Genomic DNA, 26,581 nt, shown 5'->3' with positions numbered 1-26,581 from the left:
AGGAGCATCTGACTCTTCGGAGTCCAGAACCCAGTTCGGGGACGTTCGTTTCTCGCTGGGAGCTCATGGGTGGAACATTTGACATGGTGTGGTTGATGAGGGTTTCTTCTAGTACGTCGCTTCGGCGGTTGGAATGGGGAGGTTTTCGGAGGCTGCGCCTGCACGCTGTTGGGTCCTGAGGGACCGGATGCGGATCCTTTGGGATTCGTGCCGTACCTCTGGGCCTCTTTCTGTTTCTCCCGGTTGGGGGTTGTGGATGGGGGCACCGCCCGTACTTTGAGAACTACACAGTGGACGCGAGCATCTTGCAGCCGGCTTTTGTCGGTTGCACAAGATGATCTTAAAGATCATTAGTCAATTTCATGCCAGGCCTTTCGGGGTCTGGTGTCGATTCTGATTCAAACTCATGTGATTTCAAGTCTTTAAGAGCAAACGGTGGATGCCTTGGCATCTGGAGCCGAAGAAGGACGTAGCAATCTGCGATAAGCCTCGGGGAACTGATAAGCAAGTTTTGATCCGAGGGTGTCCGAATGGGGAAACCCCGCTGGGCGGCGTGCCGACCTAGTGACTCCCGCCTGAATATATAGGGCGGGTAGAGGGAACGTGGGGAAGTGAAACATCTCAGTACCCACAGGAAGAGAAAGCAACCGCGATTCCGTTAGTAGTGGCGAGCGAAACCGGAACAGGCTAAACCTAGCGTGTGTGATAGCCGGCAGGCGTTGCACGTTGGGGGTTGTGGGACTTTTCAGTCATCTCTGCCGAGATGGCGGCGTTACAAGAAGGTATAGACGAACGGTCTTGAAAGGCCGGTCATAGAGGGTGCCAACCCCGTAGTCGAAATGCTTCTCTTGGCGCGAAGAGTATCCCAAGTAGCACGGGGCCCGTGAAATCCCGTGTGAATCTGTCAGGACCACCTGATAAGCCTAAATACTCCCAGATGACCGATAGCGGACAAGTACCGTGAGGGAAAGGTGAAAAGTACCCCGGGAGGGGAGTGAAATAGTACCTGAAACCGTTTGCTTACAAACCGTTGGAGCCTCCTTAGTAGGGGTGACAGCGTGCCTTTTGAAGAATGAGCCTGCGAGTTAGCGATATGTGGCGAGGTTAACCCGTGTGGGGTAGCCGTAGCGAAAGCGAGTCTGAATAGGGCGATTCAGTCGCATGTCCTAGACCCGAAGCGAAGTGATCTATCCATGGCCAGGTTGAAGCGACGGTAAGACGTCGTGGAGGACCGAACCCACTTAGGTTGAAAACTGAGGGGATGAGCTGTGGATAGGGGTGAAAGGCCAATCAAACTTCGTGATAGCTGGTTCTCTCCGAAATGCATTTAGGTGCAGCGTTGCGTGTTTCTTGCCGGAGGTAGAGCTACTGGATGGCCGATGGGCCCTACAAGGTTACTGACGTCAGCCAAACTCCGAATGCCGGTAAGTGAGAGCGCAGCAGTGAGACTGTGGGGGATAAGCTTCATAGTCGAGAGGGAAACAACCCAGACCACCAACTAAGGTCCCAAAGCGCGTGCTAAGTGGGAAAGGATGTGGAGTTGCTTTGACAACCAGGAGGTTGGCTTAGAAGCAGCCACCCTTGAAAGAGTGCGTAATAGCTCACTGGTCAAGTGATTCCGCGCCGACAATGTAACGGGGCTCAAGCACGCCACCGAAGTTGTGGCATTGATATTTTTGGTAGGCCTTCGTGGTCCAGCCGTATTGATGGGTAGGAGAGCGTCGTGTGGCCAGCGAAGCGGCGGTGTGAACCAGCCGTGGAGGCTACACGAGTGAGAATGCAGGCATGAGTAGCGAATGACGTGTGAGAAACACGTCCTCCGAAAGACCAAGGGTTCCAGGGTCAAGCTAATCTTCCCTGGGTAAGTCGGGACCTAAGGCGAGGCCGACAGGCGTAGTCGATGGACAACGGGTTGATATTCCCGTACCGGCGAAGAACCGCCCAAGCTAATCCAGTAGTGCTAAGTGTCTGAATCCCAGTGACTGATCCCTTCGGGGTGACGCGTTGGGCCTAGCGCACGACCCCATTCTGGTGCGGTTAGCGTATTAACAGGTGTGACGCAGGAAGGTAGTCCAGCCAGGCGATGGTAGTCCTGGTGCAAGTGCGTAGGCCGAGAGATAGGCAAATCCGTCTCTCACATAGGCTGAGACACGATGCGGATAAAAAGTGGATGATCCTATGCTGCCAAGAAAAGCATCGACGCGAGGTTCAAGCCGCCCGTACCCCAAACCGACTCAGGTGGTCAGGTAGAGAATACCAAGGAGATCGAGAGAATCGTGGTTAAGGAACTCGGCAAAATGCCCCCGTAACTTCGGGAGAAGGGGGGCCTTCGGCGTATAGGGATTTACTCCCAAAAGCGTTTGGAGGCCGCAGAGACTAGTGGGTAGCGACTGTTTACTAAAAACACAGGTCCGTGCCAAGTCGCAAGACGATGTATACGGACTGACGCCTGCCCGGTGCTGGAAGGTTAAGAGGACCGGTTAGCCGCAAGGCGAAGCTGAGAATTTAAGCCCCAGTAAACGGCGGTGGTAACTATAACCATCCTAAGGTAGCGAAATTCCTTGTCGGGTAAGTTCCGACCTGCACGAATGGCGTAACGACTTCCCAACTGTCTCAACCGCGAACTCGGCGAAATTGCATTACGAGTAAAGATGCTCGTTACGCGCAGCAGGACGGAAAGACCCCGTGACCTTTACTATAGCTTTGTATTGGTGTTCGGTGTGGCTTGTGTAGGATAGGTGGGAGACTTTGAAGCATGGACGCCAGTTCGTGTGGAGTCATTGTTGAAATACCACTCTGGTCACTCTGGATATCTAACTTCGAACCGTAATCCGGTTCAGGGACAGTGCATGGTGGGTAGTTTAACTGGGGCGGTTGCCTCCCAAAAAGTAACGGAGGCGCCCAAAGGTTCCCTCAACCTGGTTGGTAATCAGGTGTCGAGTGTAAGTGCACAAGGGAGCTTGACTGTGAGACTGACAGGTCGAGCAGGGACGAAAGTCGGGACTAGTGATCCGGCAGTGGCTTGTGGAAGCGCTGTCGCTCAACGGATAAAAGGTACCTCGGGGATAACAGGCTGATCTTGCCCAAGAGTCCATATCGACGGCATGGTTTGGCACCTCGATGTCGGCTCGTCGCATCCTGGGGCTGGAGTAGGTCCCAAGGGTTGGGCTGTTCGCCCATTAAAGCGGTACGCGAGCTGGGTTTAGAACGTCGTGAGACAGTTCGGTCCCTATCCGCTGCGCGCGTAGGAAGTTTGAGAGGATCTGACCCTAGTACGAGAGGACCGGGTTGGACGAACCTCTGGTGTGTCAGTTGTTCCGCCAGGAGCACCGCTGATTAGCTACGTTCGGGATGGATAACCGCTGAAAGCATCTAAGCGGGAAGCCGGCCTCAAGATGAGACTTCCATACCTTCGGGTGAGAGGCTCCCAGCCAGACTACTGGGTTGATAGGCCAGATGTGGAAGCACGGTAACGTGTGCAGCTGACTGGTACTAATAAGCCGATGACTTGATAACACACCGTTTGTTGGTGCTACGCGTCCACTGAGTGGTTCTCGATGTACGGTCGAGAACCGCATAACAACAATGACTTTGTTATGTGTTTGATTGAAACATCAATAGTGTTTCGGCGGCCATAGCGTGAGGGAAACGCCCGGTTACATTCCGAACCCGGAAGCTAAGCCTCACAGCGCCGATGGTACTGCAGGGGGGACCCTGTGGGAGAGTAGGACACCGCCGGACTCCTTTTAAACAAAAGAGCCACCCAATGCTGGGTGGCTCTTTTGCGTTAACGTGCACTATCTGTGCCTCGCTCGCGGCCCGGATCCTCGGGGCAGGGGATCACCGCTTCAGGCGAGTCTCGAGTACTTGAGCCGTCTCGATGACGGCCGCGGCGAGTGTGCTCTCCTCGGACTCCGTCCCGGCCCAGGTCACGGCGACTGCGGCGACCGGCCACCCGGCATGGTCGAGCACGGCCGCTCCGACCGAGCGGAGACCCGCGGCGATCTCGCTGTCCTCCGTCGCATATCCGCGCCCCCGGACCTCTCGGAGGAGCTCACGCAGTTCCCGGGGACGCCGAGGACCGAGCCCGCTCCGGTCGGGGAAGGCGGATGCATCCGGGTACAGCGCCCGCACCTGTTCCCGGGGCAGCGCCGCCATCATCGCCCTGCCGCTCGCGGTGAGGTGCGCGGGCAGACGAACTCCCACATCGGTGACCAGGGCGGGCCGCCGCGGAGCGCGTTCCTCGACGATGTAGAGAACGTCGCCGCCGCTCATCACCGCGAGGTGCGCGCTCTCGCCCAGTCGGTCGGAGAGTGCCGCCACGAGCGGTCTGCCCAGACGGGCGAGCGGCTGCTGGCGCGCATAACCTCCGGACAGCTCGAACGCGGACGTCCCCAGGCCCCACCGTCGCTCCTCACGGAAGTGCAGGACGAACCCGTGCGCCGCGAGTGTGGTGAGCAGGTGGTAGACCGTCGAGCGGGGGAGCGACAGTTCCCGCGCGATCGCCGAGGCCGCGACGGGCGCCGGTCGCCCGGCGAGGTGGCTCAGGATGCGCAGGGTCTGCTCGGCCGCCGGCACCTGGGGCGCGCTCCGCTCTGCGGTCTCCACGTTGTCTGGGATCACAGACACAGCATGCCACGTCCGACTCCGTGCGAGGGCGGTTCGGGTGTGGAATCGGATCATGATCGATCTCGCCTCCGTGCTCGTCGGGGCCCGGCCCCTCGCCCCCGCCGATGTCGTCGCCGTCGCCCGCCACAGCGCAGCTGTCGTGATCGACGCCGATGCCCTCGACCGCGTAGCCCGCACACGCGAGGTCATCGACGGGCTCGCCGCCGATCCGCATCCGCACTACGGCGTCTCGACCGGCTTCGGCGCACTGGCGACGACGTTCATCGTGCCGGATCGACGGCTGCAGCTGCAGGCCAGCCTGATCCGTTCGCACGCGGCCGGGACCGGAGCCGAGATCGAGCGGGAGGTCGTCCGTGGGCTCCAGCTCCTGCGTCTGCAGACACTCGCCTCGGGGCGCACCGGGGTGCGCCCGCTCGTCGTCGAGACGTACGCTGCGATGCTCAACGCGAGCGTCACCCCGGTGGTGCGGGAGTACGGATCGCTCGGGTGCTCCGGCGATCTCGCGCCGCTCGCACACATCGCTCTCGCCGCGATGGGGGAGGGAGAGGTCCGCGACGCGTCGGGTGCCCTGCGCCCGGCATCGGATGCTCTCGCGGAGGCGGGCATCGCCCCGCTCACGCTGGTCGAGAAGGAAGGACTGGCGCTGATCAACGGCACCGACGGGATGCTCGGAACCCTGGTGCTCGCGCTGCATGATCTCGAGATGCTGCTGCTGACGGCCGACATCGCGGCGGCGATGTCGGTGGAGTCGCAACTCGGCACCGACGCAGTCTTCGCGGCTGACCTGATGGCACTGCGTCCGCAGACCGGGCAGGCCGCGTCGGCCGCACACCTGCGGTCCTTTCTCGCGGACTCGCCTCTGGTCGCCAGCCACAAGGGCCCCGAGGACGGCCGCGTGCAGGACGCGTACTCGCTGCGCTGCTCGCCGCAGGTGCACGGCGCGGCTCGGGACACCCTGGGGTACGCCGCGATGATCGCCGGCCGGGAACTCGCCAGCGTCATCGACAACCCCGTGATCACCGTGGACGGACGGATCGAGTCGAACGGCAACTTCCACGGCGCTCCCGTCGCCGCCGTGCTCGACTTCCTCGCGATCTCCATCGCCGATGTCGCCTCGGTGTCGGAGCGCCGCACCGACCGGGCCCTGGATCCCGCCCGCAGCCACGGTCTTCCCCCGTTCCTCGCGCATGAGGTCGGCGTCGACTCCGGCCTGATGATCGCGCAGTACGCATCGGCGGGCATCGTGTCGGAACTCAAGCGTCTCGCCGTCCCGGCATCCGTCGATTCCATCCCCTCGTCCGCGATGCAGGAGGATCACGTGTCGATGGGGTGGGCGGCCGCTCGCAAGCTCCGCCGCGCGATCGACGGTCTCGGCCGGGTGCTCGCGATCGAGATCCTCACCGGAGCCCGGGCGCTCGACCTCCGCGCGCCGCTGCAGGCGGGTCCGGCCACCGGAGCGGTGCGAGACCTCGTGCGCACCGTGGCCGCGGGCCCGGGGCCGGACCGCTACCTCTCGCCCGAGATCGAAGCCGTCACCGCCCTCGTCCAGTCGGGCGACGTCGCCCGCATCGCAAAGGAGCACGCGCATGTCTGACATCACTTCCCACCCGGAGGCCTCCGCGCAGGACGGGGCCGTCGACCGGCGCAGCATCCGAGCCGCCCGCGGCAATCAGCGCACCGCGAAGAGCTGGGGTGCGGAGGCTGCCAAGCGGATGCTGATGAACAACCTCGACGCTGAGGTCGCCGAGCACCCCGAAGACCTCGTGGTGTACGGCGGCACGGGCAAGGCGGCGCGGAACTGGGAGGCATACGACGCGATCGTCCGCACCCTCGATGAGCTCGAGCCCGACGAGACGCTGCTGGTGCAGTCGGGCAAGCCCGTCGGGGTCTTCCGCACGCACGAATGGGCGCCCCGGGTGTTGATCGCGAACTCCCACCTCGTGGGCGACTGGGCGACGTGGCCGGAGTTCCGCCGACTTGAGGAGCTCGGACTCATGATGTATGGCCAGATGACGGCCGGCTCCTGGATCTACATCGGCACGCAGGGCATCCTGCAGGGCACCTATGAGACCTTCGCGGCCGTCGCCCGTTCGCTCGGGCGCGACTCGTTGCGCGGCACGCTCACCCTGACCGGCGGGGCCGGTGGCATGGGCGGGGCGCAGCCGCTCGCGGTGACGCTCAACGACGGCGTGGTGCTGATCGTCGACGTCGACGAGTCGCGTCTGGCGCGTCGCGTGGAACACGGGTACCTCGATGAATACTCGACCGATCTCGACGCCGCCGTGGCACGGGTGGTCGCCGCGAAGGCCGCCGGAGAGGCCCTGTCGGTGGGCGTGGTCGGCAATGCCGCCGAGGTGTTCCCCGAGCTGTTGCGTCGCGGCACCCCGATCGACATCGTGACGGATCAGACCAGCGCGCACGATCCGCTGGCGTACCTCCCCGTCGGCCTGTCGGTCGCGCAGTGGAAGGCCGAGGCCGAGCGGGATCCGGAGGAGTTCACCCGGCGTTCGCGGTCGTCCATGGCGGCCCAGGTCGCGGCGATGGTCGCGTTCCAGGATGCCGGAGCCACCGTGTTCGACTACGGCAACTCGATCCGCGCCGAGGCGCAGCTCGGGGGCTTCGACCGCGCCTTCGAATTCCCCGGCTTCGTGCCGGCCTACATCCGTCCGCAGTTCGAGGAAGGGCGGGGACCCTTCCGCTGGGCCGCGCTCTCGGGCGACCCCGAGGACATCTACAAGACCGACCGGGCGATCGCGGAGCTCTTCCCCGACGACGCGGCGCTGCACCGCTGGCTCGACAAGGCGGGTTCGACCGTGCACTTCGAGGGTCTTCCGGCCCGCATCTGCTGGCTCGGCTACCAGGAGCGCCATCTCGCCGGGCTCAAGTTCAACGAGATGGTCGCGTCGGGCGAACTCGCCGCCCCGATCGTGATCGGTCGCGATCACCTCGATTCCGGATCCGTCGCCTCGCCCTATCGCGAGACCGAGGCCATGAAGGACGGCTCCGACGCGATCGCGGACTGGCCGCTGCTGAACGCGCTCCTGAACACCGCCTCGGGAGCGTCGTGGGTCTCGCTGCACCACGGCGGCGGCGTGGGCATCGGCCGATCGATCCACGCGGGGCAGGTCACGGTCGCCGACGGCACCGAGCTCGCCGCGCAGAAGCTGGAGCGGGTGCTCACGAACGACCCCGGTACCGGGGTCATGCGCCATGTCGACGCGGGATACGAGCACGCCCGCGACATCGCTCGCGAGCGCGGACTGAAAGTGCCGATGCTGTGAGCACTGTGCTGATCTCTCACATCGGCGAGCTCACGACGAACGTCGCCCGAGATGCGGACATCTCGGGGGCGCTGCATGACGCGGCGGTGCTGATCGATCGGGGACGGATCGCCTGGGCGGGGCCGGTCTCGGAAGCGCCTGTCGCCGACGAGATCGTGGACGCCGGGGGACGCGCGGTGATCCCCGGGTTCGTGGACAGCCACAGCCATATCGTGTTCGGGGGTGATCGCGCCGCCGAGTTCGAGGCGCGCATGGCGGGGCAGAAGTACGCCGCCGGGGGCATCCGCTCGACCGTGGCCGCGACCAGGGCGGCGTCCGACGAGGAGCTGCGGGCGCGGGTGCGCGGATTCGTCGACGAGATGCGCGCGCAGGGCACGACGACCGTCGAGATCAAGAGCGGGTACGGACTGAGCGTCGCGGACGAGGAGCGGCTCGTCCGTCTCGCCGCGGAGGTCACGGAGGAGGTCACCTTCCTGGGCGCACACGTCGTGCCCGCCGACTACGCCGAGCGTCCCGAGGAGTACGTGGACCTGGTGATCGGACCGATGCTCGACGCCTGCGCACCGTACGCGAAGTGGATCGACGTGTTCTGCGAGACCGGTGCCTTCACGGTGCCGCAGTCGCGCCGGGTGCTCGAAGCGGGGATCGCTCGCGGGCTGCTCCCGCGGATCCACGCGGGGCAGCTCGGCCCGGGGGAGGGTGTGCGCCTGGCGGTCGAACTCGGGGCGGCATCCGTCGACCACGGCACCTATCTGTCGGACGACGATGTCGCGGCGCTCGAGGGGTCGCGCACGGTTCTCACACTGCTGCCCGGCGTCGAGTTCTCCACGCGTCAGCCGTACCCGGATGCCCGGCGGCTGATCGACGCCGGTGTGACGGTCGCCCTGGCCTGCGACACGAACCCGGGGTCGAGCTTCACGTCGTCGATGCCGTTCTGCATCGCGATCGCGGTGCGCGACATGGGGATGACGCCGGCCGAGGCCGTGTGGGCGGCGACGGCCGGCGGGGCGCGGGCGCTGCGCCGCGACGACATCGGCGTGATCGCGCCCGGTGCCCGCGCGGACCTGGTGATGCTGGACGCGCCGACGCGCGTCCATCTCGCCTATCGCCCGGGCGTACCGCTGGTGCACACGGTGTGGAAGGACGGCCTCGCGGCGGGATGATCCCACCGCGAGGCCGGATCGCTCACCGCAGCGCGTTCGCGCAGACGACCGCGGCCGCGGCCGACCAGGCCTGCGGGCGGCAGGCGGCGGGGTAGGGCACGGGGCGGCCGCCGGGGATCCGCGTCTCACCGGACTGCAGCTCGGGAACGCGGTAGTCGAAGCCCTCGGCCGAGTCGAGGAGCTGGTGCGCCACGGCGGCTGCCTGTTCGGGGAGTCCCGCCCGCAGCATCCCGTGCAGGGCGATCGCGGTGTCGTGCGCCCAGACGCTGCCCCCGTGATAGCTCAGTGGCCAGTAGCCCTCGGCGCCCGTGGACATCGTGCGGATGCCGTAGCCGCTGGACATCGCAGGGCTGACCAGGAGGTCGGCGCAGGCGCGCTCCTCCTCCGGATCGAGCAGCCCGGTGCCGAGCAGATGCCCGATGTTGCTCGTGAGCGTGTCGACCGGGGCCCCGTGGGCGTCGAGAGCGATCGCGGGGTAGCGCCCCTCCGGGGTGGTGACCCAGTAGGCCTCGCGGAAGCGGCGCCGGAGGTCCGCCGCCCAGAGCCGCAGATCCGTCGCGCCCTGCTCGCCGAGCGCATCGAGCAGATCGGCACCGCGGATCGCGGCCTCGTAGGCGTACGCCTGCACCTCGCTGAGCGCGATGGGCCCGTCGGCGAGGCGACCGTCGCGCCATTGGATCGAGTCTCCGGAGTCCTTCCACCCCTGGTTCGCGAGTCCGTGACCCGTCTCGTCGACGTAGTCGATGAAGCCGCTCCCGGACGCGTCGCCGTGCTCAATCATCCATCCCAGCGCCGCGCGCAGGGCAGGGAGGAGCTCGCGCACGTCGTCCTCCGGCAGACCGGCGTCTCGCGCGTCCGCCAGCAGGCACACCCAGAGCGGGGTCGCGTCGACCGTACCGTAGTAGAGCGGCGGGAGGTGCACGTCCTCGCCCGGGAGCGAGAGGGTGCCGCTGCGCAGCTCGTGCGGGATCTTGCCGGGGGCCTCCGCCGTCGCCGGGTCCGTGGAGGTTCCCTGCAGGCGCGCGAGCACGCGGAGGGTCGACGCGGCCATCGTCGGGTCCGTGTCGAGAGCGAGCCGGGCGGCCCAGATCGCGTCACGACCGAACAGCGTGAAGAACCAGGGGGCTCCCGCCGCGTAGAACGCGTCCTCCGGGTGCGCGGGCAGCGCCAGACGCAGCGCATCGAGATCGGCCGAGGCGCGGGCGAGCCAGCGGGCCGCCCGGACGTCGGCGGGCGCCTCGACGGGGGATTCCGCGGGGGCCGGGTGGGCTCCCGCCACCACGAGCGTCGGATCGGAGAGGTCGAGTTCCCATGTGACCGTGACCGCGCCACGAGCGGGCACCGTGATCTGCCAGCGGAGCACGAGCGCGTCCTCCTCGCGCGACACGGCGGCGCCGGCCGCCGTGAGCGACAATTCCGCGTCACCGGACCGGCAGGTCGTGCCGTCCCACGACCAGGGCGTGGCCGGGGTGAGCCCGGCCTTGACCTGCTGCATCGGTGCGAAGTCGGGCAAGACGCGCACCGACACCGGGACCGTGATCGGAACGGCCCGATGCGAGGAGAGGCGTAGGTGTTCCACGAAACGGCCCGCGGACACCTGCCGTTCGCGGTCCAGACGCACCTTCGGGTCGGCGGAGTCGTCGTCGAGGCCCCGGAGCACATCGGTGAACACGACGCGTCGCGGATCGGGGGAGGAGCAGGCGATCGACTCGAGGGCTGTGCCGTCGACGAGAGCCTCGATGCCGCGGATGTGTCGGGTGTCGCCGTGGAAGATGCCATGGATCGGGGCGGTACCCATGCGGCCGGCGGCATCCGACCAGACCTGCGTCGGAGCCTCGAGCACGATCACGGCGTCGTCCAGCAGCGGCTGGAGGGGCGGGGTGGGGGTCATTCCTTGACGGCTCCTTCTGTGGTGTTCATGATGCGGCGCTGGAAGATGAAGAACATCACGGCGACGGGGATCGTCATGATGAGCGCAGCCGCGAGCTTGATCGGGTACTGGGTGCCCTGACTCAGCTGTCCGCTCGCCAGGGAGGCGACGCCCTTGGTGAGCGTGGTGAGGGCGGGGTCGTTCGTGGACACGATGAAGTGGCTGAGCTCGTTCCACGAGCCCTGGAACGACAGGATGATGATCGTGACGAGCGCGGGGGTCGCCATCGGCAGCACCACGGACCAGAAGATGCGGAAGGTGCCGGCCCCGTCGATCCTCGCCTGCTCCTCGACGGACGCGGGGATCGACTCGAAGAAGTTCTTCATGATGAAGACCCCGGCGGCGTCGACCAGGAGCGGCAGGATCATGCCCGCGTAGGAATTGAACAGCCCCAACTGGTTGGTCACGAGGAACTTCGGGATGAGCAGGACGACCGCGGGCACGGCCATCACGGCGACGAGGGCGGCGAACACGATGCCGCGGCCGCGGAAGCGCAGTCTCGCCAACGCGTACCCGGCGAGCGAGTTGAAGAACACGCGCCCGAGCGTGACGAAGACGGTCACGACCGTGCTGTTCACGAACCACGACGGGAACGTGGAGTTCGCGAACAGACGCTCGTACGCGGCGAAGGTCCACACCTCGGGGATCAGGGAGATGCCGGACGAGGCGGCATCCTCATCGGTCTTGAAGCTCGTCGACACCTGCACCAGGAACGGGTAGATGTAGATGATCGCGAGCAGGATCAGGACCGCGTAGAGCACGATCTGCCAGGTGAGCTGTTTGGTCGAGAGCCTCACGACGCCCCTCCCTTCCGGGTCACGCTGTACGCGCGCAGACGTCGGCGCGACACCGGGCGGTCTTTCAGCACCCAGCGCTGGAGGAGTGTGAACACCACGATGATCACGAACAGGAGGAACGCGATCGCCGCACCCTGCCCCCATTCCTGCTTCGTGAAGGCGGTCTGGTACGACAGGAACGCGGGCGTCAGCGTGGTCTTGCTCGGCGAGCCCTGCGTGCCCGCGTAGATCTGGTCGAACACCTGCCAGCATCCGATCAGGCCGAGTGTGAGCACGGTGAAGAGGGTCGGGCGCAGCTGCGGGAGCGTGATCCGCCAGAAGCGCTGCCATCCGTTCGCGCCGTCCATCATCGCCGCCTCGTCGACGTCGGCCCCGATGCTCTGCAGCCCGGCGAGGAACAGCAGCATGAACGTGCCGGAGGTCGTGAAGACGGCCATCAGGATGTACGCGCTCATGGCGATCGAGGGGCCGGCCAGCCAGTCCCACCAGGAGACGCCGAGGGTGCCGGCCTGGGTGAGTGCCCCCGGGCCGGTCTCCACGCCGACGGTGCTCAGCAGGAGGTGCAGGATGCCGCGGGGGTCGTTGAACCAGTTCGGCCCCGTGAGTCCGAACCAGGAGAGCACGTCGTTGACCGCGCCGCTGGCCGAGAAGAGGAACATCCACAGCACCGTGATCGCGACCGAGCTCGTCACCGAGGGGAAGTAGTAGGCGGTGCGGAAGAATCCACGACCCCGCAGCATCGCACGGTTGACCAGCACGGCGAGGAAGAGGGCGAGCGCGGTCTGCAGCGGCACGACCAGCACCACGTACCAGGCGTTGTTGCGCAGCGCGGTGCCGAAGTCGCGCGTGGCGAGACCGCCGTCGGTGAGCACGGCTGCGTAGTTGTCCGCGCCGACGAACGACACGTCGCCGGAGAGGGGGCTGCCGCGGCCGGCCCAGTCGGAGACGCTCACCCAGAGGGCCATGAGCACCGGGACGAGGAGGAAGACGCCGAGGATCAGGATCACCGGCGCGGTGAACAGCCAGCCCGCGGCGGTCTCGCCGCGACGGAGTCCTGAGCCCTCGCCGCGACGGAGCGCGGACGCTCCGCCGCGGCGAGGTGCGACCTGAACGGTCATGACTACGGGACGATCGCTTCGAGGTTCGACTGGACCGACTCGAGGATCTGCGCCGGCTCGGCCGACTTCAGCGACTCGAGCTGGGCGTTGAAATCGGCGATCACGTCGGCGGCGCCGTCGAGGTTCGGGGGGAACTGCGCGTAGTCCGCTCCGGAGAGGAAGGGCGCGAGGGCCTCGTTGTCCGCCGTCCAGGCGTCCGCGGCGGACGCGATCGACGGCATCGGACCGAAGGCCTTCGAGAAGGCGAGCTGGCTGTCGGCGCTGGTCAGATACTGCACGAGCTCGAGCGCGGCCTGCTGGTTCGGGCTGTCGGCAGCCATGCCCCAGCAGTTGGTGAACTGCAGAGTGCCCTGGCCCGCCGGGCCGGCGGGGAGCTCGGCGACCGTGTACTCGACTTCGCTGAAGTCGTTGGACATCGCGCCCGTGATCCAGTTGCCCTCGATCACCATGGCCGCGGACTGCTTGCCCAGGGCTTCTCCGCCCCAGCCTGCCCCGACGTCCTTCGCGAAGGCGAACGTGCCGTCGGCGAGGTGCGTCTTCACGTAGTCGAGCGCCTCGACGTTGGCCTCGTCGGCGGCGATCGCGGCGCCGTCGCGGACGAGTCCGCCGCCCGCCCCGGCCATGAAGACGCCGATGCGCTGGTACTCGGCGCCGAAGGCGAGTCCGACCTGGTCGGCCGTGGTCAGCGTCTTCGCGACCGCGGCCAGGTCGTCCCACGTCTCGGGGATGTCGGCGTCGGTGAGTCCGGCGTCGGCCCACAGGCGGGTGTTGATCACGAGGGCGAGCGTGGAGAAGTCCTTCGGTGCGCAGTAGAACGTGTCGTCCACCGTGAAGTTCTCGACCAGCGAGGGGTAGAAGTCGTCCTTGTTCTCGAGCTGATCTCCGTACGGCTGCAGCGAGCCGTTCGCGGCATAGCCCGCGAGCTGGTCGGTGGAAAGGTAGAACAGGTCGGCCGGGTTGCCGGCCGCGAAGCCCTGCGAGAGCTCCTGGTCGAGGTTGCTGGCGACCTGCAGCGAGACCTCGACGCCGGAGTCCTCCGACCAGGCGTCGACGGCCGACTGCACGGCGGCCGTCTCGGCATCGCCGGAGGATCCGATGAGCAGGGTGAGGGCGTCGTCGGACGACGTGAGACCCTCGGCGTCCGGAGATGCGGAGTCTCCGCCGGAGAACCCGGATCCGCATCCGGTCAGGATCAGGGTGCTGGTCAGCAGCACCGCTCCGGTGCCGAGAAGTGCGCGTGTGGGGGGCCGGGTCATGGTCTCTCTCCTTTGATGAGTCACGGCGGGTACCGAGGTGTCCGGGTGTCGACGGCAAAAATTTGAACGATCAAACTCTGCGTGGAATAGGCTAGGCGGCGGACGCGGAAAGTGTCAAGCCCGCTCACGATGAAGGAGGTGCCCATGGCCAAAGCGCCGACCGTCGAAGACGTCGCCGCCCACGCCGGCGTTTCGCGACAGACCGTCTCGAACGTGCTGAACACCCCGGACATCGTCCGTCCGGCGACGCGGGATCGCGTGCTCACGGCCATCGAGGCACTCGGCTACCGAAGGCACGCTGCCGCGCGGCGCCTGAGACTGCGGCGCAGCTCGACCATCGGCATCCGTCTCGACCCCTACCTCGGCGGCGTCTCGGGCGTGGTGCTCGACCGCTTCGTGCACGCCATCACCGAGCGGGCGAGCGACCGGGGCATGCGCATGCTCGTCTACGCGGCACGCACCCCGCAGGCGGAGCTCGCCCGTCTCGGCGAGCTCTGGGACGGGTCGGAGATCGACGCCGCGATCCTCACCGCCACCGAACGCGACGACCCCCGAGTGCGCAGACTCGACGAGATCGGCCTGCCGTTCATCTCGTTCGGCCGCCCCTGGGGCGAGGACGACATCTCCGATCCGCGCCATCTCTGGGTCGATGTCGACGGAGCCGCCGGCACCCGCGCCGCGACCGAGCATGCGCTCGCGAGCGGCGGGCGTCGCGTCGCCTTCCTCGGCTGGCCGCCCGGGTCGGGCACCGGCGACGACCGCGAACGCGGCTGGCGCGAGGCGATGGCGGCCGCCGGCGCGTCCGGCGATCGCCTGATCGCCGAGGAGGGCGTACCGATCGCCCGAGCCGCCGTCGATGCCGCGCTCGCCGCGGATGCCGCACCGGACGCGCTCGTCTGCGCCAGCGACTCGCTCGCCGTCGGCGCCCTGCTCGCGGTCGCCTCGGCGGGACTGCGGCTGCCGGTGATCGGCTTCGACAACACGCCGACCGCGGAGGCACTCGGATTCTCGAGTGTCGAGCAGCGTCCGGAGGACGTCGCGACGGCCGTCCTCGAACTCCTCCTCGGCCCCACGGGAGAGATCGTGGCGCCCCGGAGTCTGCGCAGCGGCGCCGCGCACGCGCTGATCACGCCGGAGCTGATCGTCCGCTGACCGTGCCGGGGCGGACGCAGGGCCCGGCGCCGTCGTCCGGCAGGGCTCAGCGCCGCGCCGCGAGGCCCGCGAGCAGCTCCAGCACGCACAGGGCCGCGAGGCGGACCGTACGGGCATCCTCGGTGTCGGCCGTCGCGTCGACCTCGGCGAGATCGGCGCTCACCACGCGGGCATCGGATGCCACGGCGCGGGTCAGCGCACGCAGCTCGGCGGCCTGCAACCCGCCGGGAACACTCGCCGGACAGCCGGGCGCGACGCTCCGGTCGCAGACGTCGACGTCGACATCGAGATGCACGCGCGGATCGGGTCCGGCCCCCGCGATCTCGAGGGCCTCCACCACCACGTCGGCGACGCCGCGTCGCCGCACCTCGTCGAGCGTGATCACGCGGATGCCCCACTCCGCGGCGCGCTGCGCGTAGAACGCCGAGTTGGCGAAGTCCGCGATGCCGATCTGCACGATCCGTCGTGGGTCGATGCGCATCGTTTCGAGCGCGGAGGCCGCCGGCGTGTCCTGCACCAGGCGCCGCACCGGAGTGCCGTTGGAGACGCCGTCGCGCAGATCGAAGTGCGCGTCGATCGTGATCAGACCGGTCGCCCTCGCCCCGAGCGCGACCGGGTAGGTGAGCGAGTTGTCGCCGCCGAGGGCGATCACGAGCTCCGCGCCCCCGCTCAGCTCGCGCACGCGCTGGATCACCGTCGCCTCGCCGGCATCGCCGTCGGGTTCGGACACGTCTCCCGCGTCGGTGATGCGCAACTGCTCGTTCAGATCGACGATCGGCGGCCCCAGCAGGGTGGCACCGTACCGGGGGAGGGCCTCGCGGATCGCGGCCGGTGTCGCATGCGCTCCGGTCGGCGACAGCGAGGTGCGCCAGGTCGGCACGCCCAGCAGCACCGCATCGGCCGTGCCCTGATGGGCGGGCCAGGAGCCGGCACGCGGCCACAGCGGGTCGTCCGTGAGGGGTCGCGCAGGGGGTGCCATGTCAGACTCCGGGGATCAGGGCATGCGCGATCGAGAAGATCGCGAGACCGGCGAGGGCGCCGACGAAGGTGCCGTTGAGGCGGATGTACTGCAGGTCGCGGCCGACCATGAGCTCGATCTTCTCGGTGGTCTCGACCGGGTCCCAGCGTTCGACCGTGTCGGTGATGATCGAGGCGATGTCGTGGCGGTAGCGGTCGACGAGGAAGACCGCGGCGTCCGACACCCAGGTGTCGACGCGCTTCTGCAGCGCGGCATCCGTCGTCAGGCGCTCGCCGACCTCCTGCAGGGCCTGCACGGCCCGTCGCCTCAGCCCGCTCTCGGGATCGGCCAGCGCGCCCAGCAGGCCGTTCTTCGCGGTGTTCCAGGCCTCCGCCGCCAGCGCGCCGACCCGCGGGCTGTCGAACAGCGATGCCTTCGCGTTCTCGAGCTTGGCGCGGGTGTCCGGGTCGTGCTGCAGGTTGTCGGCCAGTCGGCTGAGGTAGCCGTCGACCGCGAGGCGCGCGGGATGCTGCGGGTCGGCCTGCACAGCGGCGATGAACTTGATGGCCTCGTTGTAGACCGTGTCGTCGACGAAGCGGTGCGCGAGCCGCGGCACCCACGACGGCAGTCGGCGGGAGACGAGCCCCGTGAACGAGCCGGCGTTGGCCTCGAGCCAGCGCCCGATGCTGTCCGCCGCGAGATCCACGGCGCCGTGGTGGGCATCCGCCTCGACGATCTTCTCGAGCCAGGTGCCGGCCGGCGGCCCCCACTCGGGCGACACCAGATGCTCGCGCGCCAGATCGGAGATCAGGTCGCGCACGTCGTCGTCGCTGAGGGCGTTGAGCACCGCCGTCGCGATCGTCGCGCCCTCGGCGCCGATCCGCTCGGCATGGGGCGCCTCGCGCAGCCACTCGCCGGCGCGCCGGGCGATCGCCGTGCTCGACAGTTTGGTGCGCACGACGTCGGCGGCGAGGAAGTTGGTCTCCACGAACTCACCGAGCGTGCGACCGATCTCGTCCTTGCGGTTCGGGATGATCGCGGTGTGCGGGATCGGGAGCCCGAGCGGGCGACGGAACAGCGCGGTGACGGCGAACCAGTCGGCCAGCGCGCCGACCATGCCGCCCTCGGCCGCAGCGCGCACGTACGCCAGCCACGGCTGGCGCTCCTGGAACATGAAGGCGATCACGAACGCGATCGCCATGAAGATCAGGGCGCCGAGCGCGACCGCCTTCATTCGGCGGAGGGCGCGCAGGCGTACCTGGTCGGCGGGGGACAGCAGAGCCATCGGTGTTCGCGGCATGACGCCATCCTTCCACGACGGCTACGCTCGAACCGTGATCGAAGACATCAAGAAACGCGCGCTGCACCGCACCAGCATCCTCGAGGGGCAGATGCGCGGCGTCGCGCGGATGATCGAGAACGAGGACTACTGCATGGACATCATCACGCAGTCTCGGGCGATCCAGCGCTCCCTCGAGTCACTGAACCGGCTGCTGCTCGAGAATCACCTGCGCACCCACGTCACCGAGATGTTCGACGCGGGCGGCGACGAGCGCGAGAAGGCGGTCGGCGAGCTGCTCAAGGCCTTCGACTTCGACTCGAAGTAGCGCGACGGCCGCCGTCCCGCGGCGTCACCGGCCGCTGCCGAAGACCTCGCCCTCCATGGCGTCGTAGCCCTCGGCCTGCGGGTCGCCGTGGGTTCCGCCGGACAGCGCGTACTCCTCCTCGGGGGAGAGCACGAGACGGTGGCGGAAGAACAGGGCGAAGCCGAGCAGGATGATCGCGTAGACGATCGCGATCGCGATGATCGCGGGGCCGAACGTCGGGTTCAGCAAGAAGCCCACGAAGATGAGACCGGCGATCACGAGGGCGATCACGGCACCCGGGATACCCCAGGGGCTCACGTACGGGCGGTCGACGTTCGGGAACTTCCGGCGCAGGATCACGAACGACACGAGCTGCAGGCCGTACGCGACGACGGCACCCCAGACCGCGATGTTCAGCACGATGGCACCGGCCACCGATCCGGCGCCCTCGGAGTCGACCGCGGTGAGCACGTCGAGCACGATCAGGGCGATGAAGCCGACCGCGGCACCGACGGTGAGGGCGACCCACGGCGTCTGACGCTTTCCGGTGAGCGACAGGAAACGCGGGTAGTAGCCCGCGCGTGAGAGCGAGTACATGTTGCGGCCGTAGGCGAACATGATGCCCTGCAGCGAGGCCAGCAGCCCGATCAGCGCGAACAGGGCGAGGACAGCCGCGAGCTGGTCGCCGACGATCGCACGGAATCCGTCGAGCAGGGGTTCGCCCGCGGTTCCCGTGGCCTCCGCGCCGATCACGCCGGTGTTGAGGAACAGCACGAGAAGACCGGTGACGATCAGCGTGCCGCGTGCCCAGAAGCCGGCCTTCGGGATGTCGCGCGTCGGGTTGTGCGACTCCTCCGCCGCGAGCGGGAGCTCTTCGATGCCCAGGAAGAACCACATCGCGAACGGCAGGGCGAAGAGGATCGGCAGCACGCCGTGCGGCAGGAAGGTGGTCTGGCCCTCGTCGGGGGCGATGTCCCACAGGGCGTCCCAGCTGAAGGCGCCGGAGAACAGCGCCATGAGCGAGAACACCACGATGATGCCGATCGAGATGATCGAGACGACGATCGCGAAGCGGAACGAGATGGCCGCACCCGCCGAGTTCAACGCGATGAAGACGATGTAGAGGATCAGGTACCAGGCCCATCCCGGCAACTCGATCCCCAGCAGCTCGCTCGTGATGCCGTTCGCGTACGACGCCGAGAAGTAGACGATCACCGCCGTGGTGGCGACGTATTCGATGGTCTCCGCCGCCCCGGTCACCAGACCGCCCCAGGGGCCCATGGCGGACCGGGCGAAGGAGTACGCCCCGCCGGTGTGCGGCATCATCGCGGCCATCTCGCCGATCGCGAAGATCATGCCGTAGTACATGATCACCAGGATCGCGAAGGCGATCAGCATGCCGCCGAATCCGGCGAAGTCGATGCCGAAGTTCCATCCGGAGAAGTCGCCCGAGATCACCGCGGCGACCGCGAGTCCCCACAGTCCCCACACGCCCGCGGAGCGCTTGAGCGTCCGCTTGTCGAAGTACTCGCTGCCGGCACGTGTGTAGGTCGCTCCGGCAACCTTGCGGGAACCGCTGTTCTGCTCAGACATCCGCTCTCCGTTCGTTCGCGCGCAGGCGCCGGGTGCACCTTGGGCATGATTGTGACAGTCAATGGTGGTTTCGTCTACCTTTAGGCGTCGAGGTGTTCTACTCTGATGCCGGAGCCGGTCTGCCGATCGCTTCACCACGACGACGGGAGCGAGAAGATGTCGGGAAACCTGAGCATCGAGCAACTGGATGCCGGCATCGCCGCCGGCGAGATCGACACGGTGATCGTGGCCTTCGCCGATGCGCAGGGGCGGCTGGTGGGCAAACGGGTCTCGGCCCGGCTCTTCCAGGAGGACATCCTGCATCACGGCGCCGAGGCCTGCGACTACCTGCTCTCGGTCGATGTCGACATGAACACGGTCGACGGCTACGCGATGTCGGGGTGGAACCGCGGCTACGGCGACATGGTGCTCCGCCCGGATGTCGTCACGCTCCGCCGCATCCCGTGGATCGACGGCACCGTGCTGGTCATGGCGGATCTCGTGTGGCAGAACGGCGAGCCCGTGGGGCCGTCGCCGCGGGCCATCCTGGACCGGCAGCGCGAGCGACTCGCCGAGCGCGGCTGGACCGCGTTCTCCGGAACCGAGCTCGAGTTCATCGTCTTCGAGAACACGTACCGCGACGCCTGGGCCCGCAAGTACGACGGACTCACCCCGGCGACCGACTACAACGTCGACTACAACCTCCTCGCCTCCACGCGGATGGAACCGCTGCTGCGCGACATCCGCCTCGGCATGGACGGCGCGGGGATGTACTGCGAGGGCGTGAAGGGCGAGTGCAACCTCGGACAGCAGGAGATCGCGTTCCGCTATGCGGAGGTGCGCGAGACCGCCGATCAGCACGCGATCTACAAGAACGGGGCGAAGGAGATCGCCGCGCAGCACGGGCAGTCGCTGACGTTCATGGCGAAGTTCAACGAGCGCGAGGGCAACAGCTGCCACATCCACCTGTCGCTGCGCGCGGCCGACGGCACCCCCGTGATGGCGGGCGACGGCGAGCACGGTTTCAGCCCCGTCATGGAGCACTGGATCGCCGGCATCCTGGCGACGCTCCGCGAGTTCACACTGCTCTACGCCCCCAACATCAACTCCTACAAGCGCTTCGCGAAGGGCAGCTTCGCGCCCACCGGCGTGGCCTGGGGCATCGACAACCGCACCTGCGCGCTGCGCGTGATCGGAAGCGGATCGGGCCTGCGCGTCGAGAACCGGGTGCCGGGCGGCGACGTGAACCCGTACCTGGGCATCTCGGCGATCATCGCCGGAGGGCTGCACGGCGTCGAGAACGAGCTTGCATTGCCCGAGCGGTTCACCGGGAACGCGTACGAGGCCGGCGTCGACCACCTGCCGACCACGCTGCGCGAGGCGGCTCAGCTATTCAGCGAGTCGCGTATCGCCCGGGCCGCGTTCGGCGATGACGTGGTCGACCACTATCTCAACCAGGCGCGCATCGAGCTCGAGGCCTACGACGCCGCCGTGACCGACTGGGAGCGGGTCCGTGGTTTCGAGCGGCTCTGAGAACGCGCCGCTGATCGGCATCACCACCTACCTCGAGCGGGCGACGCAGGGCGTCTGGGACGTGCGGGCGGCGTTCCTGCCCGAGCAGTACCTCACGGGTGTCACCGCGGCGGGCGGCATCGCGATGCTCCTGCCGCCGCAGGACCCGGATGCCGCAGGCGCCGCACTCGCGGGCCTCGACGCCGTCATCCTCTCGGGCGGTGCCGATGTCGCCCCCGAGCTCTACGGTGCCGAGCGGCATCCCCTCACCGACCCCGCACGGGTCGACCGCGACGCCTGGGAGCTCGCGCTCTTCCGCGCCGCCGAGGCCCGGCGGATGCCGGTGCTGGCGATCTGCCGCGGACTCCAGCTCGTCAACGTCGCCCGGGGAGGCACCCTGCAGCAGCACCTGCCGGAGTCCCTCGGCACCGAGCGCTACCGGATCGGCGGCGGGGTGTTCGCCGAGAACGAGGTGGCGGTCGCCGACGGCACCGCGCTCGCCGGGGTGCTCGGCGGCGGATCCGTGCGGGTGCACAGCTACCACCACCAGGGAATCGACCGACTCGGCGCGGGGCTGACCCCCGCCGCGCATTCCGACGACGGTCTCGTACAGGCGTTCGAGGACACCGCGAACGGGCACGTCGTCGGCATCCAATGGCATCCCGAGGAAGATCTCGAGGACCGGCGCCTGTTCGCCGACCTCGTCACGCAGGCCCGCGCGTTCGTCGCGCGGCGGAAGGAAGGAACCTCATGAGCGCGTTCACCGTGATCGACCCGTCGACGGGAGCGGCCATCCGTGAGGTGGCGCGCGCGGGCGTCGACGAGACGGATGCCGCGATCGCCCGCGCTGTCGCGGCGCAACGGCGTTGGGCGGCCCTCGCGCCCGTGGCCAGGGCCGACGCCCTGCGGTCGTTCGCGCGCGCCGTGGAGGGCGCCGCGGAGGAGCTCGCACAGCTGGAGGTGCGCAACTCCGGGCATCCGATCGGCTCCGCGCGCTGGGAGGCAGGGCACGTCGCTCAGGTGCTGAACTACTACTCGGCGGATCCCGAGCGACTCTCCGGCCGGCAGATCCCGGTCAGCGGCGGACTCGATGTGACCTTCCACGACCCCTACGGCGTCGTGGGGATCATCGTTCCCTGGAACTACCCGATGACGATCGCGGCCTGGGCGTTCGCGCCCGCGCTCGCCGCCGGGAACGCGGTGGTGCTCAAGCCCGCCGAGCTGACACCGCTCACGGCGATGCGTCTGGGGCAGCTCGCCGTCGAGGCCGGCCTGCCGCAGGGCCTGTTCGAGGTCGTCACCGGCTCGGGATCGGTCGTGGGGCAGCGCCTGGTCGAGCATCCCGACGTCCGCAAGGTCGTCTTCACCGGATCGACGGAGGTCGGCATCGAGGTCGCGGCCGGATGCGCGCGCGCGTTGAAGGCCGTGACCCTCGAGCTCGGCGGGAAGAGCGCGAACATCGTGTTCGACGACGCCGATCTGGAGCGTGCGGCCGCCGCGGTTCCCGGCTCGGTGTTCGACAACGCGGGTCAGGACTGCTGCGCCCGGAGCCGACTGCTGGTGCAGCGCTCGGTCTACGACCGGTTCCTCGAACTGCTGGAGCCGGCGGTCGCCGCCTGGCGCGTGGGCGATCCCGGCGACGAGGGCACCGACATGGGCCCGCTGATCTCGGCCCGTCATCGCGAGACCGTGGCGGGCTTCCTCGACGGCGCCGACATCGCGTTCCGCGGCAGTGCGCCGCAGGGCGACGGCTTCTGGTTCGCGCCCGCGGTCGTGCTCGCCGCTCCCGGCGACGCCATCGCGCAGCAGGAGGTGTTCGGTCCGGTCGTCGCCGTGCTGCCCTTCGACGACGAGGCCGATGCCATCCGTCTCGCCAACGACACCGTGTACGGTCTCGCCGGATCGCTCTGGACCGAGAACCTCGGGCGCGCGGTGCGGGTGTCCCGCGGCGTCCAGAGCGGAGTGCTGTCGGTGAACTCGCACTCCTCGGTCCGCTACGCGACGCCGTTCGGGGGCATGAAGGCCTCGGGACTCGGGCGCGAACTCGGACCCGACGCGGCGGAGCACTTCACCGAGACCAAGAACGTCTTCTTCGCCGTCGACGACGCCTGATCGGCGACACCTCGTCATCCCCTGACCCTCGATCCCCATCGCGCACCACCCGGAGGACCCCATGAGCATCGACCTGACCCAGCGACTCGCCGACCGCGTCGCCATCATCACCGGAGGGGCCAGCGGCATCGGCTTCGCCACCGCCGAGCGGTTCGCCGCCGAGGGAGCGTTCGTCGTCATCGCCGACGTCGACCCGACCTCGGGGGAGGCGGCCGCGGCACAGGTCGGTGGGGTCTTCCGCCCCGTGGACGTCGCGGACGAGGAGAAGGTGAACGCGCTCTTCGACGGCGTCGCGGCGGAGTTCGGTCGGATCGACATCGCCTTCAACAATGCGGGGATCTCCCCGGCGGACGACGACTCGATCGAGACGACCGAGCTCCCCGCCTGGGACCGGGTGCAGGACGTGAACCTCAAGAGCGTGTACCTGTGCAGCCGCGCGGCACTCCGGCACATGGTGCCCGCCGGTCGCGGATCGATCATCAACACGGCGTCGTTCGTGGCGCTCCTCGGCTCGGCGACCTCCCAGATCAGCTACACCGCCTCGAAGGGCGGCGTCCTGGCGATGTCCCGCGAACTCGGTGTGCAGTTCGCCCGGCAGGGCGTGCGGGTGAACGCCCTCTGCCCGGGGCCCGTGAACACCCCCCTGCTGCAGGAGCTGTTCGCCAAGGACCCTGAGCGCGCACAACGGCGGCTCGTGCACGTGCCGATGGGTCGCTTCGCCGAACCCTCGGAGCTCGCCGCGGCCGTGGCCTTCCTCGCATCGGACGACTCCTCCTTCATCACCGCGAGCGCCTTCGTGGTGGACGGCGGCATCACCAACGCCTACGTCACCCCGCTGTGAGCGGGGCACACCGCGCTGTGAAAAGGTGAAGGCATGAGCGAGCGCCCCGCCGACGGCGACCTGGTCGAGGTCCGGCGCGCGGTGTATCGCCCGTTGCGCCGGGGCAACGCCCTGGAGGACACCGTGGCCCGCCTGGTGCAGACCATCCGTCTCGGCGTCGTCGCCCCCGGGGAGTCGCTGCCGCCGGAGCGCGAGCTCGCGGCATCCTTCGCCGTCAGCCGCGACACCGTGCGCGAGGCGATCCGCGAACTCGCCGATGCCGGCTATCTGCTCGCGCGTCGGGGGCGGTACGGCGGGACGTTCGTCGCGGATCCGCTGCCGCAGCCCCCGAGACCCGGCAGCCCCACCGCGGCAGAGCTCGACGACGTGCTGGGGCTCCGGCGCGTGCTGGAGAGCGGGGCGGCGTACGCCGCGGCGAGCCGGACACTGGATGCCGTGACCCGCGCCGATCTGTGGGCCAGGCACGAGGCGGCGCTTCCCGCCGGACCGGACGAGTACCGTCGCCTCGACACCCTGTTCCACCTGGCGATCGCGGAGGCCGCGGCCATCCCGTCACTGCTCGCACTCGCCGCGGAGAACCGGGCCGACGTGAACGCCTGGCTCGACACCTTCCCGCTGATGCCCCGCAACATCCAGCACTCGGGTGAGCAGCACGAACGCATCGTCGTCGCGATCCTCGCCGGACGTCCCGATGCCGCCGAGGCGGCGATGCGCGACCATCTGGCCGGGTCGGAGGCGCTGCTGCGGGGCTTCCTGATCTGACGCGGTCTCAGAGCACCGACTGGGCCCGCGTCAGCACGTCACGGAGGATCTGCTCGATCTCGCGGAACTCCGGCTGCCCGATCGTGAGGGGCGGCGCGAGCTGGATCACGGGGTCACCGCGGTCGTCCGCGCGACAGTACAGCCCGGCCTCGAACAGCGCCGGGGAGAGGAACCCCCGCAGGAGTCGTTCCGATTCGGCGTCGTCGAAGGTCTCCTTCGTCCCCTTGTCCTTCACGAGCTCGATGCCGAAGAAATAGCCGTCTCCGCGCACGTCGCCCACCAGCGGCAGATCGAGGAGCTTCTCGAGTTCGGCGCGGAAGAGCGGAGAGTTCTCGCGCACCCGCTGATTGAGGCCCTCCTCGTCGAAGATCGCCAGGTTCTCGAGCGCGACGGCGGCCGAGACCGGGTGGCCGCCGAACGTGTACCCGTGCGGGAAGGACATGTCGCCGTGCGAGAACGGCTCGTAGATGCGGTCGCTGATGATCGTGGCGCCGATGGGGGAGTAGCCGCTGGTCATCCCCTTGGCGCACGTGATCATGTCGGGCACATAGCCCATCCCGGTACACGCGAACGTGTGCCCGAGGCGACCGAAGGCGCAGATGACCTCGTCCGAGACGAGCAGCACGTCGTGCCGATCGCAGATCTCGCGCACCCGGGCGAAGTATCCGGGGGGAGGGGGGAAGCATCCGCCGGAGTTCTGCACGGGCTCCAGGAAGACGGCGGCGACCGTGTCCGCCCCCTCGAAGAGGATCATCTCCTCGATGCGATCGGCCGCCCAGCGCCCGAAGGCCTCCGGATCCTCGGAGGGAGCGCCCATCTCCTCCGCGCGGTAGAAGTTCGTGTTCGGCACGCGGAAGCCGCCGGGCGCGACCGGTTCGAACATCGACTTCATCGCGGGGATGCCGGTGATGGCCAGGGCGCCGTGCGGGGTCCCGTGGTACGCCACCGAGCGCGAGATCACCTTGTGCTTGGTGGGCTTGCCCATGAGCTTCCAGTAGTGCTTGGCGAGCTTGAGCGCGGTCTCGACCGCTTCGCCGCCGCCCGTCGAGAAGAAGACCCGGTTCAGATCGCCCGGTGCCTCGTCGGCGAGCCGGTCGGCCAGCTCGATCGCGGCGGGGTGCGCGTACGACCACAGGGGGAAGAAGGCGAGCTCGGATGCCTGGCGGGCGGCGACCTCGGCCAGGCGTCGTCGACCGTGCCCGGCGTTCACGACGAACAGGCCGGCGAGGCCGTCGAAGTACTGCTTCCCCTGCGAGTCCCAGATGTGGTGACCCTCGCCCTTGACGATGATCGGCACACCGGACTCGGCCATGGTGGACTGCCGGGTGAAGTGCATCCAGAGGTGATCGCGGGCCTTCGCCTGCAGGTCGGCGGTGTCGTAGGAGTGCGCGGAGCTCATCGGGTCCCCCAGTTGTAGAGCTGCTTCTGCAGCTTGGCGTAGATGAAGGTCTCGGTCGACACGACCCCCTCGATGGGGCGGATCACGTCGTTGATCAGAGACAGGAGATGCTCGTCGTCCTCGCAGACGACCTCGGCCAGCACGTCGAACGCGCCCACCGTGATGACGACGTAGTCGATGGCATCGACGGCGGCGATCGCCTCGGCGACCACGCGGGCGTCTCCGGAGGTGCGGATCCCGATCATCGCCTGACGGTGGAACCCGAGCTGCATGGGGTCGGTGACCGCGACGATCTGCATGACGCCCGTCTCGGTGAGACGCTGGACACGTTGACGCACCGCGGCCTCGCTGAGCCCGACGACGCGTCCGATGTCGGAGTAGGAGCGGCGTCCGTCCTCCTGCAGGAGTTCGATGATGGTCTTCGAGACGGTATCCAGCACAGGGTGCTTTTTCGTCGGACTCATGGTGCGATCTTCGCATTCCCGAGCCCGTTCGGCAACTGATTCCGCGTCG

General features: G+C 67.9%; 20 protein-coding genes and 2 rRNA genes. 12 read left to right on the top strand and 10 right to left on the bottom strand.

Annotated features, from left to right (window positions below):
• The first annotated feature begins 412 nt into the window (after positions 1-412).
• Both ACWA14_RS11135 and rrf read left to right on the top strand, forming a co-directional pair.
• Positions 413-3,516, top strand: a 23S ribosomal RNA gene (locus ACWA14_RS11135).
• 108 nt (positions 3,517-3,624) lie between these two features.
• Positions 3,625-3,741, top strand: a 5S ribosomal RNA gene (gene rrf, locus ACWA14_RS11130).
• Between the two features lie 99 nt (positions 3,742-3,840).
• Here rrf and ACWA14_RS11125 read toward each other — a convergent pair.
• Positions 3,841-4,629, bottom strand: coding sequence for an IclR family transcriptional regulator (locus ACWA14_RS11125; protein ID WP_463793414.1), 789 nt, complete (start codon positions 4,627-4,629; stop codon positions 3,841-3,843).
• A gap of 52 nt (positions 4,630-4,681) precedes the next feature.
• On the opposite strand from ACWA14_RS11125, the gene hutH reads away from it, so the two are divergent.
• Genes hutH through hutI form a run of 3 tightly spaced genes read left to right on the top strand, consistent with a single transcriptional unit; the run spans position 4,682 to position 9,073 of the window.
• Entirely contained in the window at positions 4,682-6,223 is a 1,542-nt protein-coding gene (gene hutH, locus ACWA14_RS11120; RefSeq protein WP_463793411.1) for a histidine ammonia-lyase, read from the top strand.
• Positions 6,216-7,910, top strand: a complete 1,695-nt coding sequence (hutU, locus tag ACWA14_RS11115) for a urocanate hydratase (protein ID WP_463793408.1) — start codon at positions 6,216-6,218, stop codon at positions 7,908-7,910. Before hutH ends, hutU begins: the two co-directional genes overlap by 8 nt.
• Positions 7,907-9,073 carry an imidazolonepropionase gene (gene hutI, locus ACWA14_RS11110; protein ID WP_463793406.1) on the top strand — a complete coding sequence of 389 codons (1,167 nt, stop codon included), beginning with the start codon at positions 7,907-7,909 and terminating at the stop codon, positions 9,071-9,073. Before hutU ends, hutI begins: the two co-directional genes overlap by 4 nt.
• A 22-nt stretch (positions 9,074-9,095) precedes the next feature.
• On the opposite strand, the gene ACWA14_RS11105 is transcribed toward hutI, so the two are convergent.
• Genes ACWA14_RS11105 through ACWA14_RS11090 form a run of 4 tightly spaced genes read right to left on the bottom strand, consistent with a single transcriptional unit; the run spans position 9,096 to position 14,174 of the window.
• Positions 9,096-10,964, bottom strand: coding sequence for a glycogen debranching N-terminal domain-containing protein (locus tag ACWA14_RS11105; protein WP_463793403.1), 1,869 nt, complete (start codon positions 10,962-10,964; stop codon positions 9,096-9,098).
• The gene (locus ACWA14_RS11100) at positions 10,961-11,800 is read right to left on the bottom strand and encodes a carbohydrate ABC transporter permease (protein WP_463793401.1); all 840 of its coding nucleotides are present in this window, start codon (positions 11,798-11,800) and stop codon (positions 10,961-10,963) included. The genes ACWA14_RS11105 and ACWA14_RS11100 overlap by 4 nt, the downstream gene beginning before the upstream one ends.
• Complete coding sequence (locus ACWA14_RS11095; protein WP_463793398.1) at positions 11,797-12,918, bottom strand: carbohydrate ABC transporter permease; 1,122 nt, start codon at positions 12,916-12,918, stop codon at positions 11,797-11,799. Before ACWA14_RS11095 ends, ACWA14_RS11100 begins: the two co-directional genes overlap by 4 nt.
• A 2-nt stretch (positions 12,919-12,920) precedes the next feature.
• Positions 12,921-14,174, bottom strand: coding sequence for a sugar ABC transporter substrate-binding protein (locus ACWA14_RS11090; protein ID WP_463793394.1), 1,254 nt, complete (start codon positions 14,172-14,174; stop codon positions 12,921-12,923).
• Between the two features lie 144 nt (positions 14,175-14,318).
• On the opposite strand from ACWA14_RS11090, the gene ACWA14_RS11085 reads away from it, so the two are divergent.
• Complete coding sequence (locus ACWA14_RS11085) at positions 14,319-15,326, top strand: LacI family DNA-binding transcriptional regulator (protein ID WP_463793391.1); 1,008 nt, start codon at positions 14,319-14,321, stop codon at positions 15,324-15,326.
• A gap of 46 nt (positions 15,327-15,372) precedes the next feature.
• On the opposite strand, the gene ACWA14_RS11080 is transcribed toward ACWA14_RS11085, so the two are convergent.
• Both ACWA14_RS11080 and ACWA14_RS11075 read right to left on the bottom strand, forming a co-directional pair.
• The gene (locus tag ACWA14_RS11080) at positions 15,373-16,305 is read right to left on the bottom strand and encodes an agmatinase family protein (RefSeq protein ID WP_463793389.1); all 933 of its coding nucleotides are present in this window, start codon (positions 16,303-16,305) and stop codon (positions 15,373-15,375) included.
• Between the two features lies 1 nt (position 16,306).
• Positions 16,307-17,584: a DUF445 domain-containing protein gene (locus ACWA14_RS11075; protein ID WP_463793387.1), complete on the bottom strand. Its 1,278-nt coding sequence runs from the start codon at positions 17,582-17,584 to the stop codon at positions 16,307-16,309.
• 34 nt (positions 17,585-17,618) lie between these two features.
• On the opposite strand from ACWA14_RS11075, the gene ACWA14_RS11070 reads away from it, so the two are divergent.
• A complete protein-coding gene (locus ACWA14_RS11070; RefSeq protein WP_463793384.1) occupies positions 17,619-17,891 on the top strand; it encodes a metal-sensitive transcriptional regulator in 273 nt (90 codons plus the stop codon).
• A 24-nt stretch (positions 17,892-17,915) separates the two neighbouring features.
• On the opposite strand, the gene ACWA14_RS11065 is transcribed toward ACWA14_RS11070, so the two are convergent.
• Entirely contained in the window at positions 17,916-19,463 is a 1,548-nt protein-coding gene (locus tag ACWA14_RS11065) for an amino acid permease (RefSeq protein WP_463793382.1), read from the bottom strand.
• A gap of 156 nt (positions 19,464-19,619) precedes the next feature.
• Here ACWA14_RS11065 and ACWA14_RS11060 point away from each other — a divergent pair, with 156 nt between their 5' ends.
• From ACWA14_RS11060 to ACWA14_RS11040, 5 genes are all read left to right on the top strand, one after another.
• Complete coding sequence (locus ACWA14_RS11060; RefSeq protein ID WP_463793380.1) at positions 19,620-20,975, top strand: glutamine synthetase family protein; 1,356 nt, start codon at positions 19,620-19,622, stop codon at positions 20,973-20,975.
• Positions 20,956-21,708 carry a gamma-glutamyl-gamma-aminobutyrate hydrolase family protein gene (locus tag ACWA14_RS11055; protein ID WP_463793378.1) on the top strand — a complete coding sequence of 251 codons (753 nt, stop codon included), beginning with the start codon at positions 20,956-20,958 and terminating at the stop codon, positions 21,706-21,708. Before ACWA14_RS11060 ends, ACWA14_RS11055 begins: the two co-directional genes overlap by 20 nt.
• On the top strand, positions 21,705-23,066 hold the full coding sequence (locus tag ACWA14_RS11050; protein ID WP_463793377.1) for an aldehyde dehydrogenase family protein: 1,362 nt from the start codon (positions 21,705-21,707) through the stop codon (positions 23,064-23,066). The genes ACWA14_RS11055 and ACWA14_RS11050 overlap by 4 nt, the downstream gene beginning before the upstream one ends.
• Positions 23,067-23,127: 61 nt before the next feature.
• Entirely contained in the window at positions 23,128-23,907 is a 780-nt protein-coding gene (locus ACWA14_RS11045) for a 3-oxoacyl-ACP reductase (RefSeq protein ID WP_463793375.1), read from the top strand.
• Positions 23,908-23,940: 33 nt separating this feature from the next.
• Positions 23,941-24,669, top strand: a complete 729-nt coding sequence (locus ACWA14_RS11040; protein ID WP_463793372.1) for a FadR/GntR family transcriptional regulator — start codon at positions 23,941-23,943, stop codon at positions 24,667-24,669.
• Positions 24,670-24,676: 7 nt separating this feature from the next.
• On the opposite strand, the gene ACWA14_RS11035 is transcribed toward ACWA14_RS11040, so the two are convergent.
• Both ACWA14_RS11035 and ACWA14_RS11030 read right to left on the bottom strand, forming a co-directional pair.
• Positions 24,677-26,068: an aspartate aminotransferase family protein gene (locus ACWA14_RS11035; protein ID WP_463793370.1), complete on the bottom strand. Its 1,392-nt coding sequence runs from the start codon at positions 26,066-26,068 to the stop codon at positions 24,677-24,679.
• The gene (locus ACWA14_RS11030; RefSeq protein ID WP_463793368.1) at positions 26,065-26,532 is read right to left on the bottom strand and encodes an Lrp/AsnC family transcriptional regulator; all 468 of its coding nucleotides are present in this window, start codon (positions 26,530-26,532) and stop codon (positions 26,065-26,067) included. Before ACWA14_RS11030 ends, ACWA14_RS11035 begins: the two co-directional genes overlap by 4 nt.
• Between the last annotated feature and the right edge of the window lie 49 nt (positions 26,533-26,581).

It is taken from the genome of Microbacterium sp. TW_SC_2 (genome assembly GCF_055361165.1).
This window is presented reverse-complemented; position numbering and strand designations above follow the sequence as displayed.